The 15,131-nt window shown below is 71.7% G+C and carries 16 protein-coding genes and 1 rRNA gene; 1 reads left to right on the top strand and 16 read right to left on the bottom strand.

The window, feature by feature from the left end:
* Positions 1-9 precede the first annotated feature (9 nt).
* From cmk to ACWH95_RS16305, 15 genes are all read right to left on the bottom strand, one after another.
* On the bottom strand, positions 10-708 hold the full coding sequence (gene cmk / locus ACWH95_RS16235) for a (d)CMP kinase (protein WP_136031217.1): 699 nt from the start codon (positions 706-708) through the stop codon (positions 10-12).
* Positions 701-1,837: a prephenate dehydrogenase gene (locus ACWH95_RS16240; protein ID WP_447653054.1), complete on the bottom strand. Its 1,137-nt coding sequence runs from the start codon at positions 1,835-1,837 to the stop codon at positions 701-703. The genes cmk and ACWH95_RS16240 overlap by 8 nt, the downstream gene beginning before the upstream one ends.
* Positions 1,834-2,631, bottom strand: a complete 798-nt coding sequence (locus ACWH95_RS16245) for a pseudouridine synthase (RefSeq protein WP_136031213.1) — start codon at positions 2,629-2,631, stop codon at positions 1,834-1,836. The genes ACWH95_RS16240 and ACWH95_RS16245 overlap by 4 nt, the downstream gene beginning before the upstream one ends.
* Positions 2,628-3,302 (bottom strand): SMC-Scp complex subunit ScpB, encoded by a 675-nt coding sequence (scpB, locus tag ACWH95_RS16250; RefSeq protein ID WP_240744560.1) that lies wholly within the window; start codon positions 3,300-3,302, stop codon positions 2,628-2,630. Before scpB ends, ACWH95_RS16245 begins: the two co-directional genes overlap by 4 nt.
* Positions 3,292-4,140, bottom strand: coding sequence for a segregation and condensation protein A (locus tag ACWH95_RS16255; RefSeq protein WP_136031211.1), 849 nt, complete (start codon positions 4,138-4,140; stop codon positions 3,292-3,294). Before ACWH95_RS16255 ends, scpB begins: the two co-directional genes overlap by 11 nt.
* The gene (locus tag ACWH95_RS16260) at positions 4,124-4,957 is read right to left on the bottom strand and encodes a ParA family protein (RefSeq protein WP_136031369.1); all 834 of its coding nucleotides are present in this window, start codon (positions 4,955-4,957) and stop codon (positions 4,124-4,126) included. The genes ACWH95_RS16255 and ACWH95_RS16260 overlap by 17 nt, the downstream gene beginning before the upstream one ends.
* A gap of 153 nt (positions 4,958-5,110) precedes the next feature.
* A complete protein-coding gene (gene xerD / locus ACWH95_RS16265) occupies positions 5,111-6,013 on the bottom strand; it encodes a site-specific tyrosine recombinase XerD (RefSeq protein ID WP_136035356.1) in 903 nt (300 codons plus the stop codon).
* Between the two features lies 1 nt (position 6,014).
* A complete protein-coding gene (locus tag ACWH95_RS16270; RefSeq protein ID WP_454120993.1) occupies positions 6,015-6,611 on the bottom strand; it encodes an NUDIX domain-containing protein in 597 nt (198 codons plus the stop codon).
* Entirely contained in the window at positions 6,604-8,298 is a 1,695-nt protein-coding gene (locus ACWH95_RS16275; RefSeq protein WP_454120994.1) for a CTP synthase, read from the bottom strand. Before ACWH95_RS16275 ends, ACWH95_RS16270 begins: the two co-directional genes overlap by 8 nt.
* 26 nt (positions 8,299-8,324) lie before the next feature.
* Positions 8,325-10,007 (bottom strand): DNA repair protein RecN, encoded by a 1,683-nt coding sequence (recN, locus tag ACWH95_RS16280; protein WP_447653059.1) that lies wholly within the window; start codon positions 10,005-10,007, stop codon positions 8,325-8,327.
* Positions 10,004-10,924: an NAD kinase gene (locus ACWH95_RS16285; RefSeq protein ID WP_136031201.1), complete on the bottom strand. Its 921-nt coding sequence runs from the start codon at positions 10,922-10,924 to the stop codon at positions 10,004-10,006. The genes recN and ACWH95_RS16285 overlap by 4 nt, the downstream gene beginning before the upstream one ends.
* Positions 10,921-11,718, bottom strand: coding sequence for a TlyA family RNA methyltransferase (locus ACWH95_RS16290; protein WP_454120995.1), 798 nt, complete (start codon positions 11,716-11,718; stop codon positions 10,921-10,923). The genes ACWH95_RS16285 and ACWH95_RS16290 overlap by 4 nt, the downstream gene beginning before the upstream one ends.
* Positions 11,715-11,891, bottom strand: coding sequence for a hypothetical protein (locus tag ACWH95_RS16295; RefSeq protein WP_168387201.1), 177 nt, complete (start codon positions 11,889-11,891; stop codon positions 11,715-11,717). The genes ACWH95_RS16290 and ACWH95_RS16295 overlap by 4 nt, the downstream gene beginning before the upstream one ends.
* A 51-nt stretch (positions 11,892-11,942) precedes the next feature.
* A complete protein-coding gene (locus ACWH95_RS16300; RefSeq protein ID WP_454120996.1) occupies positions 11,943-12,983 on the bottom strand; it encodes an HAD-IIA family hydrolase in 1,041 nt (346 codons plus the stop codon).
* Complete coding sequence (locus tag ACWH95_RS16305) at positions 12,983-13,963, bottom strand: hypothetical protein (protein ID WP_454120997.1); 981 nt, start codon at positions 13,961-13,963, stop codon at positions 12,983-12,985. The genes ACWH95_RS16300 and ACWH95_RS16305 overlap by 1 nt, the downstream gene beginning before the upstream one ends.
* A gap of 69 nt (positions 13,964-14,032) precedes the next feature.
* On the opposite strand from ACWH95_RS16305, the gene ACWH95_RS16310 reads away from it, so the two are divergent.
* Complete coding sequence (locus tag ACWH95_RS16310; RefSeq protein WP_454120998.1) at positions 14,033-15,040, top strand: hypothetical protein; 1,008 nt, start codon at positions 14,033-14,035, stop codon at positions 15,038-15,040.
* Between the two features lie 9 nt (positions 15,041-15,049).
* Here ACWH95_RS16310 and rrf read toward each other — a convergent pair.
* Positions 15,050-15,131: ribosomal RNA gene (rrf, locus tag ACWH95_RS16315) — 5S ribosomal RNA — on the bottom strand; the annotation flags it as partial.

Below are 15,131 nucleotides of genomic sequence, written 5' to 3' on the forward strand. Positions count from 1 at the left end.
TATTCGTCGTCAGCCACGGTGTGCTCCTCGGAGTCGTTCGATCACCGTGAGGACGGCGTCGATGGTCTGGGGGTAGTCGAGTTCGGTCGAGTCGACGACCTCGACGCCCTCGGCGGCGTTGAGGAAGTCGACGACGGCGCTGTCGGAGGCGTCGCGCCGGTGCAGGGCCGCGGCGACGGCGGCGGCGTTCTCCCCCGCGAGCTCGCCGGCACGGCGTGCGGCGCGCACCTCGGGCGCGGCGGTCAGGAGGATGCGCACGGGGGCATCCGGTGCGACCACGGTCGTGATGTCACGTCCCTCTACGACCACGGCGGGGTACGGAGCGTCGGCGACCAGCGCGCGGAACAGCTCGTTCACCTGCGCGCGCACCTCGGGCACGCGGGCGACGCCGCTCACCGCGCCGGAGACCCGCGGTTCGCGGATGGCGTCGGTCACGTCGGTGTCGCCCACCCGGACCGTGCGGTCGTCGGGGTCGAGGCCGAGACGGACCGGGAAGTCGGCTGCGGCGGCGCGCACGGCGGCCGCGTCATCGGTGTCGGCGCCCTGCTCCAGCACATGCCAGGCGAGCGCCCGGTACGCCGAGCCGGTGTCGAGGTAGCCGTAGCCGAGCTGGCGCGCGACCGCCTTGGAGACGCTGGACTTGCCGGAACCGGCCGGCCCGTCGATGGCGATGAACTTCGTGGCGGAGACGGTGGAGGTGTCAGTCATTCGTGTTCCCTGCAATGCGCCAGCCGCGTTCCTGGAGCCCGGTGATCGCGCCGTGCAGCGCCGCGGGGTCGACACTGATCTCGGCCAGACCGAACTGTGCGCCGGGCGAGTGCTCCAGACGCAGGTCCTCGACGTTGACGCCGAGTTCGCCGAGCTCGCCGAACAGGCGGCCAAGCTGTCCGGCGGTGTCGTCGACCATCACCACGAGCGTCTCGAAGCGCCGGTTCTGGCCGTGCTTGCCCGGCAGGCGCTCCACGCCGTCGTTGCCCTGCCGGATGGTCTCCGCGATCACACGGCGCGCGCCGGGGGCCGCCGGCGCCCGCAGCGCCTCCGCGACATCGCCCAGGTCGGCCGCCAGCGCGTCGAGGATCTCCACGACGGGCCCCGCGTTCGCGCCGAGGATCTGCACCCACAGCTCGGGGGCGGAGGCGGCGATGCGCGTCGTGTCGCGCACACCCTGACCCGCCAGGCGCAGCGCGCCCTCCTCGGCTCCCGCGAGCCGCGCGGCCAGCAGGCTCGCGACGACCTGGGGCACGTGCGAGGTGAGCGCGACCGATCGGTCGTGCTCCTCCGGCGTCATCTCCAGCGGCATCGCGCCCACGTCGAGCGCGAGCGCCTCGACCAGCGCGAGATCCGTGGCCTTCGTGTCCTCGTCGCGGCATACCACCCAGGGCCGCCCGATGAAGAGGTCGGCGCGGGCGGAGATGGCGCCGCCGCGCTCACGCCCCGCGAGCGGGTGCGAGCCGATGTAGCGCGCGAGGTCGACGCCGCGGTCGCGCAGCGTCCGGAACGGTTCGAGCTTGACGCTCGCGACGTCGGTCACGACCGCGTGCGGGTACCGCTCCAGCTCGGCCTGCACCACGTCGGCCGTGACGTCGGGCGGCACGGCCACCACGATCAGCGCGGGGGCGTCGTCGTCGGCGGCGAGTCGACCGGCGCCGTAGTCCACCGCCAGTCGCAGCTGCGCCGGGGAGGCATCCGTGAGCGCCACATCGACACCCTTGGCCCGCAGCGCATGACCGACGCTCGCGCCGAGCAGGCCGGCACCGACGATGCGGACGGTGCCGGACAGACGCGGCGCCACGGCACCGGTCTTCCGCGCCGTGGGCGCACTCGTCGTGTCGGTCATTCGGTCTCCTGCTCGCCTGGCGCCGCGGCGACACCGGATTCACGGCGCGCGAGGGTCAACAGCGCACCGAGTTCGATTTTACTCAGGTCACGCGTCTTCCCCGCCGGGAGGGTTCCCAGGTGCAGCGGGCCGAACTGCCGGCGTACGAGCTCGGTCACGGGGTGGCCGACCGCGGCCATCATCCGACGCACGATGCGGTTGCGCCCCGAGTGCAGCGTGAGCTCCACCAGGCTCGAGCCGCGCGACGTGTCCAGCAGCCGCGCCTTGTCCGCCGCGATGGGGCCGTCCTCCAGCTCGATGCCCTTCGTGAGCGTGGAGATCGTCTGCGGGGTCACCGTGCCGTCCACCTTGGCGATGTACACCTTGGTCACACCGAACGACGGATGCGCCAGCACGTGCGCGAGCTCGCCGTCGTTCGTGAGCAGCAGCAGCCCGCTGGTCTCGGCGTCGAGGCGCCCCACGTTGTAGAGCCGTTCCTCGTAGTCCTTCGTGAAGCGACGCAGGTCGGGCCGCCCGCTCTCGTCGCGCATGCTGCTGACCACTCCGGTGGGCTTGTTCAGCATCACGTAGCGCTTGGTGACGTCGAGCTGCACCGCGGTGCCGTCGACGTCGACCAGGTCGCGCTCGGGGTCGATCCGACGGCCGAGCTCGGTCACGGTCTGCCCGTTCACCCGGATGCGCCCCTCGACGATGTACTGCTCGACGACACGACGCGAGGCGACGCCCGCCGCCGCGAGGACCTTCTGCAGCCGCACGCCCTCGGGCGCGGTGGCGTCGTCGTGGGCAGCGTTCATCGGAGGGTCCCTTCGTCGAAGCCGTCGGCGCCGTCGTCCAGCAACGGCGAGATCGGCGGCAGCTCGTCCAGCGAGTTGATGCCGAGGTGCTGCAGCAGCGCGTCGGTGGTGCCGTAGTTGATCGCCCCGGTCTCGGAGTCCGCGAAGAGCTCGGTGATGAGGCCGCGGGCGAGCAGCGTGCGCACGACCGAGTCCACGTTCACGGCGCGGATCGACGCGACCTGGCTGCGGGTGACGGGCTGCTTGTAGGCGATCACCGCGAGCGTCTCCAGGGCCGCCTGCGACAGCCGCGCGGGCGCCTGCCCGCCCACGAACTCCGCCACCACGGGGTCGAGGTCTTCGCGCACGTACAGCCGCCACCCGCCACCGACCTCGCGCAGCTCGAAGCCGCGCCGCGGTCCTCGGCCCCGTCCGTCGTAGTCGTCCCCGAGCGCCTCCAGCGTCTGCCGCACGGCCGGCACCGGCGCGCCGACCGCGGCCGCGAGGGCGACCAGGCCGATCGGCTCGTCCACGATGAAGAGGATCGCCTCGACGCGCTCGCTCAGCGGCAGCTCGGAGCCCACGACCGTCGCGGCGTCGTCACCCCCGGGCTCGACCTCCGGCCCGGGTGCGACCTCCGGCACGGGCTCGACCTCCGGCGCGGTCTCGGTCTCGGTCACGTCATCGGTCATAGTCGGCCCCCAGGGTCGCGAGTGTCTCGTCCGACCAGGTGTCGGCGGCCCAGCGGAGCGTCAGCTCGCCGAGCGGTTCCAGTTGTTCGAAGGAGAGCGCCGCGTGGCGGTACAGCTCCAGGACGGAGATGAAGCGCGCCACCACGATCCCCGGCTCGGTGACCCCGGCGACCAGCTCGCGGAAGCTGATCGACTCGGTGCCGCGCAGCAGCGTTACGACGATCGCCGCCTGCTCGCGGATGCTCACCAGCGGTGCGTGCAGGTGATCGAGCCCGACGTGCGGCATCTCCTTGGGTGCGAACGCCAGCAGTGCCAGCGCCGCGAAGTCGTCCGCGCTCAGCGACCACACCAGCTCCGGCGTCTTGCGGCGGTGCTTCTCCTCCAGCGGCACCGCCCGCACGTGACGGCGGTCCTCCCGCTGCAGGCACCGCGCGAACCACGCCGACACCTCCTTGAACGCCCGGTACTGCAGCAGGCGCGCGAACAGCAGGTCGCGCGCCTCCAGCAGCGCCACGGCCTCGGCGTCGACGAGCTCGCCCTGCGGCAGGAGGCCGGCGACCTTCATGTCGAGCAGCGTCGCGGCCACCACGAGGAACTCCGATGCCTGGTCGAGCTCCTCCTCGTCCTCCAGCTCGGCGAGGTAGGCGATGAACTCGTTCGTGACCGCGCTCAGCGACACCTCGGTGATGTCCATCTCGTGCTTCGAGATGAGATTCAGCAGCAGGTCGAACGGTCCGTCGAAGTTCGACAGCGAGACCCGGAACCCCGTGTCGCCCTCCGCGGGGGCGACGGCCTCGGCGGTCGGATCGGTCTCGGCGTGCTCAGGCGACGGCGCCACGGGCGACCAGCTCCCGCGCCAGCCGCAGATACGCCTGCGCGGCGGCGTGCTCCGGCGCGAACTCGGTGATGGGCACGCCGGAGACCGAGGCGTCGGGGAACTTCACCGTGCGGCCGATCACGGTCTCCAGCACGTCGTCGCCGAAGGCCTCCACCACCCGCTCCAGCACCTCGCGCGAGTGCAGCGTGCGCGGGTCGTACATGGTCGCCAGCAGCCCGTCCATCGTGATCGACGGATTCAGGCGGTCGCGCACCTTGTCGATGGTCTCGATCAGCAGCGCCACCCCGCGCAGGGCGAAGAACTCGCACTCGAGCGGGATGATCACGCCGTGCGCGGCAGTGAGGGCGTTGACCGTGAGCAGGCCGAGCGAGGGCTGGCAGTCGATCAGGATGACGTCGTACTCGCCCGCGACCTGGCGGAGCACCCGCGCGAGGATGGTCTCGCGGGCCACCTCGTTGACCAGGTGCACCTCGGCGGCCGACAGGTCGATGTTCGCGGGCAGCACGTCGAGGCCCTCGACGTTGGAGTGGACGATCGCCTCGTGCGCGTCGCGCTTCGTGTCCAGCAGCAGGTCGTACACGGTGGGGACGTCGTGGGTCTGGATGCCCAGGCCCGCGGACAGCGCACCCTGCGGGTCGAAGTCGACGGCGAGCACCTTGCGGCCGTACTCCGCGAGGGACGCGGCGAGGTTGATCGAGGTGGTCGTCTTGCCGACGCCGCCCTTCTGGTTGCAGAGGGCGATGATGCGCGCGGGACCGTGCGACTTCAGCGGCGCCGGGATCGGGAAGCCGCGGTAGGGGCGGCCGGTGGGTCCCATGGGGGTGTCGTCGGCCTTCTTCGCCTTCGCCCTGGACTTCGCCGCGTTCTCAGCCACCGGTTCTCCTGCTCCTTCGTGCTTGCTCGATTGTAGCGGCCGGGCCGGTCACGGGCCGTCCCGGCGCGCGGCGGCGGACCCAGGCGACCGCGCGAGTCAGCGGGCCCGCGGGTGCGACGTGGCGTACACGTCGCGCAGCGCGTCGACCGACACGTGCGTGTAGATCTGAGTCGTGGCGACCGACGAGTGCCCGAGCAGCTCCTGCACCACGCGCACGTCCGCGCCGCCCTGCAGCAGATGGGTCGCGAACGAGTGCCGCAGGGTGTGCGGCGACACCTCGGCCGTGATCTGCGCCCGCTCCGCCGCCGCCCGGATCACCAGCCACGCGCTCTGCCGGGACAGCGGCGCACCGCGGGCGCCGAGGAACAGGCGCGCCGAGGCTCTGCCCTTTGCGGCGAGCCCGGGGCGCACCCGCGTCAGGTACGCGTCGACCGCGTCACGCGCGTACGAGCCCACGGGCACGATGCGCTCCTTCGACCCCTTGCCGCGCAGCCGCAGCACCTCCCCGTGCGCGAGGTCGTCGACGTCGAGCCCGACCGCCTCCGACACGCGGGCGCCCGTGGCGTACAGCAGTTCCAGCAGCGCGCGGTCGCGGATGCCGAGCGGCTCCTCCGGCGACGGCGCCGCGAGCAGGCGCTCGACCTGCTCGATCGTCAGCGCCTTCGGCAGCCTCCGCGGGGCCTTGGGCGGACGCAGCCGGCCGCTCGGGTCGTCGGCCTCGATCCCCTCGCGCGCGAGGAAGCGGTGCCACCCGCGCACGGACGACTGCAACCGGGCAAGGCTCGTGGCCGCGGGGGCGGGCTCGGCGGACGCACGCTCGGCGATGAAGCGGTCGATCACCGCGGGGGTCACCTCGGTCGTGTCGGTGATGCCCTCCGCGGCGAGCCACCCCCGGTAGCCGTCGAGGTCGCGCCGGTACGCCGCGATCGTGTGCGCGCTCAGTCCGCGCTCGATCGTGACGTGACGCAGATACGCGTCGAGGGCGCGATCGAGCAGCATGTCAGCCCCGGTCGCGGAGCCTCTGCGCGGCCGCGAGCACACCGATCGCGAGGATGCCGTTGCGCATGCGACCGTCGAGCACCGCGGCCACCGCGTCGTCGAGGGGCACCCAGGCGAGCCGGATGTCGGCCTCCTCGTCCTCCCGGGAGTGTGCGGCGTCGGCGGCCGTGATCCCCGTGGCGAGGAACAGCTGGATCAGCTCGTCGTTCCCGCCCGGTGTGGTCCACGACGACACCAGGGGCACCCAGTGCGCCGCGACCAGGTCGGCCTCCTCCGCGAGCTCGCGCTGCGCGGCCGCGGCGGGGTCCTCCCCCGGCACGTCGAGCAGACCGGCGGGCAGCTCCCAATCGCGGTGCCGGATCGGGTGCCGGTACTGCTGGATCAGCAGCACCCGGCCCTCGTCGTCCAGCGCGACGATGGCCACCGCGCCGGGATGGGCGACGTACTGGCGCACGATCTCACCGTCGCCGTAGCGCACCCGGTCGGAGCGCACGTCCCACACCCGCCCCTCGTACACGAGCTCGGAGGCCAGGACCTCGGGATCGAGCGGCTCGTCGCGCAGCGGACCGCCGTCGGGCCGGACGCCGATGTCACTCATCGGCGCTGACGTCGAACAGCTCGCTCGCGCGGTGCCGCTCGATCGCCGCACCCACCAGTCCGCGGAACAGCGGGTGCGGGTCGGTCGGGCGCGACCGCAGCTCGGGGTGGGCCTGCGTGGCGATGTAGTACGGGTGCACGTCGCGCGGCAGCTCCACGTACTCGACCAGGTCCAGCTCGGGGTTCAGGCCGGAGAACACCAGCCCGGCCTCGGACAGCCGGTCGCGGTACGCGTTGTTGACCTCGTAGCGGTGGCGGTGCCGCTCCGACGCCTCCGCGGTGCCGTACAGCTCCCGCGCCAGCGAGCCCTCCGCGAGGGCGGCCTGGTAGAGCCCCAGCCGCATGGTGCCGCCCAGGTCGCCGCCGTCGAGGATCTCGACCTGCTCGGCCATGGTCGCGATCACGGGCTCCTTCGTCTCCGGGTCGAACTCGCTCGACGATGCGCCCTCGATGCCGGCCACATCGCGGGCGAACTCGATCACCATGCACTGCAGGCCGAGGCACAGTCCGAGCGTGGGGATGCCCTGCTTGCGCGCGAACTTCAGCGCGCCGAGCTTGCCCTCGATGCCGCGGATGCCGAAGCCGCCCGGCACGCAGATGCCGTCGAGCTCGGCGAGCTGCTCCTGGGCGCCCTCCGGGGTCTCGCACAGGTCGGAGGGGATCCAGCGGATGTGCACCTTGGTCTCCTGCGCGAAACCGCCGGCCTTGAGGGCCTCGGTCACCGAGAGGTACGCGTCGGGGAGGTCGATGTACTTGCCGACGAGGCCGATCGTGACCTCGTGCTTCGGGTTGTGCACCGCGTGCAGCACCTTGTTCCACCGCGTCCAGTCGACGTCGTCCGCCTTCTGGTCCAGACCGAGGCGCCGCACGATGTACGAGTCGAGCTCCTGCTCGTTCAGCGTGGAGGGGATGTCGTAGATGCTCGGGAGGTCGACCGTGTTGATGACGCCCTCGACGTCCACGTCGCACATCAGGGCGATCTTGTTGCGGTTGCTCGCGCTCACGGGACGGTCGCTGCGCAGCACCAGCGCGTCGGGCTGGATGCCCACCTGACGGAGAGCTGCGACGGAGTGCTGCGTCGGCTTGGTCTTCTGCTCACCGGAGGCGCCCATGAACGGCACGAGCGACACGTGCACGAAGAACACGTTGTCGCGGCCGAGCTCATGACGCAGCTGACGCGCGGCCTCCAGGAACGGCTGCGACTCGATGTCGCCCACCGTGCCGCCGACCTCGGTGATGATGACGTCGGGGCGCGGGTCCTCGGTCGCCTGCAGGCGCATGCGGCGCTTGATCTCGTCGGTGATGTGCGGGATGACCTGCACGGTGTCGCCGAGGTACTCACCGCGACGCTCGCGCGCGATGACCTGCGAGTAGATCTGGCCGGTGGTCACGTTGGCCGCCTGCGACAGGTTGATGTCGAGGAAGCGCTCGTAGTGACCGATGTCGAGATCGGTCTCCGCGCCGTCGTCGGTGACGAACACCTCGCCGTGCTGGAACGGGTTCATGGTGCCCGGATCCACGTTCAGATACGGGTCGAGCTTCTGCATGACCACGCGGAGTCCGCGGGCGGTGAGCAGGTTGCCCAGGCTGGCCGCGGTGAGGCCCTTGCCCAAAGACGAAACGACACCACCAGTCACGAAGATGTGCTTGGTCGTGTCGTTCTTGGGCCCCGCAGAAGAAGAGTTCATCACGGGCTTCTATCCTAACAGTTCCCTCAGACGCCGAGGCTGAGAAGTTCGCGGGCATGGGTGAGCGCGGCGTCGGAATCGGCGAGGCCGGACAGCAGCCGCGCCATCTCGGCCTCCCGCTCCTCCCCCTCCAGACGCCGCACGCTCGAGGCGGTGACGGCCCCGTCGTTGGACTTGACGACCGTGAGGTGGTTGTTCGCGAACGCGGCGACCTGCGCCAGATGCGTCACCGCGATCACCTGCGACTTCTCCGCCAGCCGGGCGAGTCGCCGGCCGACCTCGATGGCCGCGGCCCCGCCGATGCCGGCGTCGACCTCGTCGAACACGAACGTGGGCACCGGGTCGGTCGCCGCGATGACGACCTCGATCGCGAGCATCACGCGCGACAGCTCGCCGCCCGAGGCACCCTTGGCCACCGACCGCGGTTCGGCTCCGGGGTGCGGGGCCAGCAGGATCGCCACGTCGTCGCGCCCGTGCGTGCTCTCGGCGCCGGGGGTGACCGAGACCTCCAGGCGGGCATCGGGCATCGCGAGCGCGTGGAGCTCCGCGGTGACGGCGTCGCCCAGGCGGACGGCGGCCTCCGTGCGGACGGCGGTCAGGGCGTCCGCCGCGGCGTCGAGCGCGGTACGCGCCTCCTCCCGCTCGGCGGTGAGACGCTGCAATCGCTCGCCGTCGTCGTCGAGCTCCGCGAGGCGCGTCGAGCCCGTCTGCCACAGTCGGATGGCGTCGTCGAGGGACCCGTGCGCACGGATCAGCACGCCCAGCGCCGCCCGCCGCTCCTCGACCGCGGCGAGTTCGTGCGGGCCCGACTCGTCGAGGTCGGCGAGGAAGCCGGACAGCTGCCCGGCGGCGTCGGCGATACGGTAGCCGATGTCGGCGAGCGTCTCCGCGACCTCCGCGAGCGTCGCATCCGAGACCCGTTCGAGCGCCCGCCGCGCCTCCGCGACCAGTGCCGACGCATCCGGCTCGCCCTCCTCGTTCGAGAGCGCCCCGTGCGCGAGCGAGGCGGCCAGTCGCAGCTCCTCGGCGTTCGCGAGCCGTTCGGAGCGGGCCGCGAGTTCGGCGTCTTCACCCGCCTCGGGTGCGGTCGCCTCGATCAGCGCGAGATCTTCCCGCAGTCGCGCGGCCTCCTCCGCCCGGCGGTCGCGGTTGCCCGTGATCTCGGCGATCTCCGCGTCGAGGCCGCGCCAGCGCTCGAAGGCCGTGCCGTAGTGCTCCAGCGCCCGGGCGATCGCGTCACCGCCGAAGCGGTCGAGGGCGTCGCGCTGCGCAGCGGCGGACCGCAGCCGCAACTGCTCGGACTGGCCGTGCACGACCACCAGCTCGTCTGCGAGGGCGGACAGCACGCCGGCCGGAGCGGCGCGACCCCCCACGCTCGCCCTGCTACGGCCCTCGGCGTTGAGGGTGCGCGACACGTACAGTTCGGCGCTGCCGCCACCGACCGGTTCGAGTTCGCCCCCGGCGTCGGCGACGATGTCTGCCACGTCCCCGGTCTCGGGCACGACCCAGACTCCCGCCACCGAGGCCTGGCCGGCTCCGGCGCGCACGGCGCCCGAGTCGGCGCGCTGTCCGAGCAGCAGCCCGAGCCCCGTGACGACCATCGTCTTGCCCGCACCGGTCTCGCCGGTGATGGCGGTGAACCCCGGTCCGAGCGGGAGCACGGCGTCGGCGATCACACCGAGGCCCCGCAGGCGCATCTCCTCGATCACGGCTGGTTCCTCCGGTCCTGTCCGCGCCACCCTTCGACCGGCAGCTGGAACTTGCGCACCAGCCGGTTCGTGAACGCGGTCGGGTGCAGACGCGCGAGGCGCACCGGCCGCGAGGACCGTCGCACCACCACACGCGCTCCGGGCGGGAGCTCGTGCGAGCGTCGGCCGTCGCACCAGAGGATGCCGGAGCCGTCCGTGCGCTCGAGCATCTCGATCGCGACCGCCGCGTCGGGGCTCACCACGAGCGGCTTCGCGAACAGCGCGTGGGCGGAGAGCGGCACCACGGCGATGGCCTCCACGGTCGGCCAGATCACGGGCCCGCCGGCGGAGAAGTTGTAGGCGGTGGATCCCGTCGGGGTGGACACGACCATGCCGTCGCAACCGAAGCTCGACAGCGGGCGGCCGTCGATCTCCAGCACGACCTCGATCATGCGCTCCCTGCTGGCCTTCTCGACCGTCGCCTCGTTCAGGGCCCAGGTCTCGTAGACCACGTCGCCGGCGGCGTCCTTCACCCGCACCGAGAGCGCCAGGCGCTCCTCCACGTCGTAGTCGCGGGCGATCACACGGCGCACCGCGTCGTCCATGTCGTCGGGGTCGATCTCGGCGAGGAAGCCGACGTGGCCCATGTTGATGCCGAGCACGGGGGCACCGCTGTCGCGCACGAGCTCCGCGGCGCGCAGGATCGTGCCGTCACCGCCGAGGACGATGGCCAGCTCGAGCGCGGTCGGGTCGGCGGAGACGCCCAGGACGTCGACGTCGGCGAAGAACGGGTCGACGGCGGAGAGCGCATCGTGGTCGTCGGGCGCGAGGACCGGGCGGGCACCCGCTCCTCGCAGGGCATCGGTCACGCGACGGGCCGCTTCCACCGTCTCGACGCGGCCGGCGTGCGCGACCACCAGGATCCAGCGCTCGTTCATCGTCCCCCTGCCAGCCGGTTGATGGTGTCCATCCATTCTGTCGGATTGCTGCCGCGTCCCGGCGCGAGGTGCACGAGGTACTCCGCGTTTCCGTGCGTGCCGAGGATCGGGGAGGGAAGGATGCCGAGCATCCCGAACCCCGCGTCCCACGCGCTCCAGACGACGCGGGCCACGGCGTCGGCGCGGGTGGCCGGATCGGTGACCAGTCCCCCGCGCACCGCGGTGCGCCCGACCTCGAACTGCGGCTTCACGAGCAGCAGCACGTCGGCGCCCGGCGCGGCGACGGCGGCGATCGCCGGGAGGACGAGTTCGAGCGAGATGAACGACAGGTCGCCGACGATCAGGTCGGGCGGCGCGGGCTCGCCCGTCGCGTCCGCGAGGCTCTGCGGTGTCATGTGCCGCACGTTGAAGCCCTCGACCGACACGACCCCGTCGTCCGCGGCGATGACGGGAGCCAGCTGTCCGTGTCCGACGTCGACCGCGAGCACCCGCCGCGCACCGCGCTCGCGCAGCACCTGGGTGAATCCGCCGGTCGAGGCGCCCATGTCGAGCGCGAGCCGGTCGGCGACCGCGACGCCGAAGCCATCAAGGGCGGCGACGAGCTTGTGCGCGGCGCGCCCGACGTAGTGGTCGGCGCCGGCCACGGTGAGCTCACTGTCCTCCTGGACCGGCGTGGACGCCTTGACGACGGGGCGACCGTCGACGCTCACGAGGCCCTCCGCGATGAGGGTGGCGGCATGGCTGCGCGACCGGGCGAGTCCCCGCGAGGCGAGGGCGGCGTCGAGTCGCGTCATCGTGTTCCCGGGGTCTCCCGCTGGTCGAGCCGTGATCCGCTCTCCAGCCGCCGCGAGAGCTCGTCGTGCAGCGCGGAGTAAGCGTCGGCGCGAGCCGGAAGCGGCTGCCCTTCGATCAGGCGCAGGCGGCTCCACAGGCCGTCCGTCGGCGCACCGGTCGTCTCATCGCTCACGGGTTCCACTGTACGCGGCTCCTCGGACAGCCGACGGAGCCACGCGTGTGGTCAGGGGCGGTGGAACGGGTCGTCGTACAGCCGCTCGGGCACGCGCAGCACGAACACCGGAGTGCCCGAGGCCCAGATCGCGGCAGCTCCGGCCCGCAGCAGGTCGAGCTGGTTCCCGGACTCCGCGACGATCTCCACGTCCGCGCCGTGCACCCGCACCGCCGCGCCGCCGACGTCGTACACGCCGTCCGTCACCGTCGGGACAGGGTACGGCTCGTGCAACCCGCGGAGGTCGCCGAGGATGTAGGTCGGGCGCGACCCCTCGGGCGCCGCGAGCACGTGCTTGGGGCGGTCGATCCCGGTCAGCACGAGGGCGGAGTCGATGCCGGCTCGGCTCGCTCCCATGATGTCGGTGTCGAGGCGGTCGCCGATGAACAGCGCCGTGGACGCGCCGAAGCGGTCCAGGGCCTCCTGGAAGATGGGGGTCTCCGGCTTCCCCGCCACCGTGGCCAGCCGCCCGACAGCGGTGTGCACCGCGGACACGAGGGTGCCGTTGCCGGGGGCGACGCCGCGTTCGCGCGGGATCGTCCAGTCGGTGTTGGTGGCGATCCAGGGGATGCCGCCCTCCTCCTCGGGGACCTTGAGAGCGAAGGCCGCTTCGGCGAGGTCGGTCCACGCGACCTCGGGGGCGAAGCCCTGCACGACCGCCTGTGGGTAGGCGTCAGCGCTGCGGGTCACCGTGTACCCGGCCTTCTGCACCTCATCCACGAGACCGTCGCCTCCGACGACGAGGATCGTCGCGGGAGGGGGAACGATCCCCGAGAGCAGTCGCATGGCCGCCTGCGGGCTCGTGACCACGTCGTCCGGCGCGACCGTGAGGCCCAGGCTCGTGAGGTGCGCCGCGACGGATGCGTCGGTCCGCGCCGCGTTGTTGGTGATGTACCCCAGACGCGCCGTGGCGGCTGCGGCGTTGAGGCTCTCCACGGCGTGCGGCAGGGCGCCGGGCCCGGCATACACGACTCCGTCGAGGTCGGCGAGGATCGTGTCGACGCCGTCCAGCGGAGTGCGGGGCGTCTGACGCCTGCGCGTGAAGAGCGCCATCACGCCTCCGGCTTCGAGGAACCGGACTCGTCGTCTTCGCCGACCTCGTCGACGTCTTCGCCGAGGAGCTCGCGAACCTCGTCCTCGATCGTGGGCTCGGCCTCGCCGTCCTCACCGAAGAGGTCGGTCCCGGCACCATCCCTGTCGCCGTCGCGTCCAGAGGCAGCATCGTCGTCGCTGTCCAGGTCTCGGCCCGCGTCGACGTCGAGGTCCGCGTCGCGATCCGCGACACCATCACGATCCGCGTCACCGTCAGCATCCGCGTCACCGTCAGCATCCACGCCACCGTCAGCATCCGCGTCACCGTCCACGGCGTCACCGTCGAGGCGGGCGGCATCGTCGCGGGTGCCGCCACCGTCGCCAACGGCGTCACCGTCAGGCGTAGCAGTGCCGTCACCGTGATTGTCGAGGAACTCGTCGTCGATGAGGCCGTCTTCGACGTAGATCTCCTCGTCGCCGGCTTCGTCGACGCCGAGCGCCTCCGCCGCGACGTCGGCGCGGTGGGCCCAGAATTCTGCCTCGTCGGTGCGTCCGAGGTCTTCCAGGACCGCTGCCCGCGCGGAGAACAGTGCTGGGCTCCACTCGAACGCACGATCGGGATCGAGCTCGGGAATCTCGAGCTCACCGAGAGCCAGCTCCAGGTCGCCCTGGTCGAGCCTCGCGCCCGACATCGCGATCGCAAGAGCCACGCGCACCGCGGTGTCGAGGGTGGAGCGGTCCACGGCACGACCGGTCTCGAGTGCTCGGTCAGGACGGCCGATTCCGCGCTCGCTGTCGACCATGAGCGCGATCTGGTCGTCCTTCCCGGAGATCCTGCGATAGGTGCGCAGCTCGCGAAGAGCCAGGGCGAAGTCACCTGTCGCATAGGCCGTGATGCCGAGCGTCTCGCGGACGATCGCAATGCGACCGGCCCGGCGCGACGCCGCCAGCGCATGCTCGTGTGCCAGCGCGGGGTCTTCGTCGATCAGACGCGAGGCCATCGCCAGGTGTCGGGCGACGTGCTCCGCGTTCTCCTTGCTGAGCGTCTTCAGCTCGTTGCGCGCGGAGGAGTGCAGATCCCGGGCCGTGACCTCGTCCGGAACGGTCGGCTCGTCGAACCGGGCACGCTCGTTCGACGCGTTGGCCGGACGCTCACGCCCGGCACCGCCGCGCTGCGGGAACGACCGCGACCGGTCACTCCCCCGCTCACGCTCCGTCCGCCCTTCGCGACGCTGCCCACCATCACGGCTGTACCCGCCTTCGCGACGCTGACCACCATCACGGCTGAAGCCACCCTCACGACGCTGACCACCATCACGGCTGTAGCCACCCTCGCGACGCTGACCACCGTCACGGCTGAAGCCACCCTCACGACGCTGACCACCATCACGGTTGAAGCCACCCTCACGACGCTGACCGCCATCACGGTTGAAGCCACCCTCACGACGCTGACCACCATCACGGCTGAAGCCACGCTCACGACGCTGCCCACCGTCACGGTTGAAACCGCCCTCGCGACGCTGACCACCATCACGGCTGTACCCGCCCTCACGACGCGGACCACCATCACGGCTGTACCCGCCCTCACGACGCGGACCACCATCACGGCTGTACCCGCCCTCGCGACGCTGACCGCCATCACGGTTGAAGCCCCCTTCGCGACGCGGAGCACCATCACGGTTGAACCCGCCTTCATGACGCGGTGCGGAGTCACGGCTGTACCCGCCCTCACGACGCGGACCACCATCACGGCTGTACCCGCCCTCGCGACGCTGACCACCATCACGGCTGTAGCCACCCTCACGACGCTGACCACCATCACGGCTGTACCCGCCCTCACGACGCTGACCACCATCACGGTCAGGGCGAGCCTCACCTCGCGAACCGCGGGCATCAGAGCCAGATCGTGGGCGCGAGGCACCATCGCGATACACAGGGCGCCCACCGGAACGGTTGCCGCGCGGTCCTCCATCGTCACTGCGACGCGGACGGCGCTCTTCCTCTTCCGGCATGGTGCTCCCTATTCTCGTTGTTCGTCAAACGCAAAATGGCCACCCAACGATGGGTGGCCATTTTGACTAAAAGGAGTCCGGCGGTGTCCTACTCTCCCACAGGGTCCCCCCTGCAGTACCATCGGCGCTGTGAGGCTTAGCTTCCGGGTTCGGAATG

Source organism: Microbacterium sp. NPDC055502, from assembly GCF_053643635.1.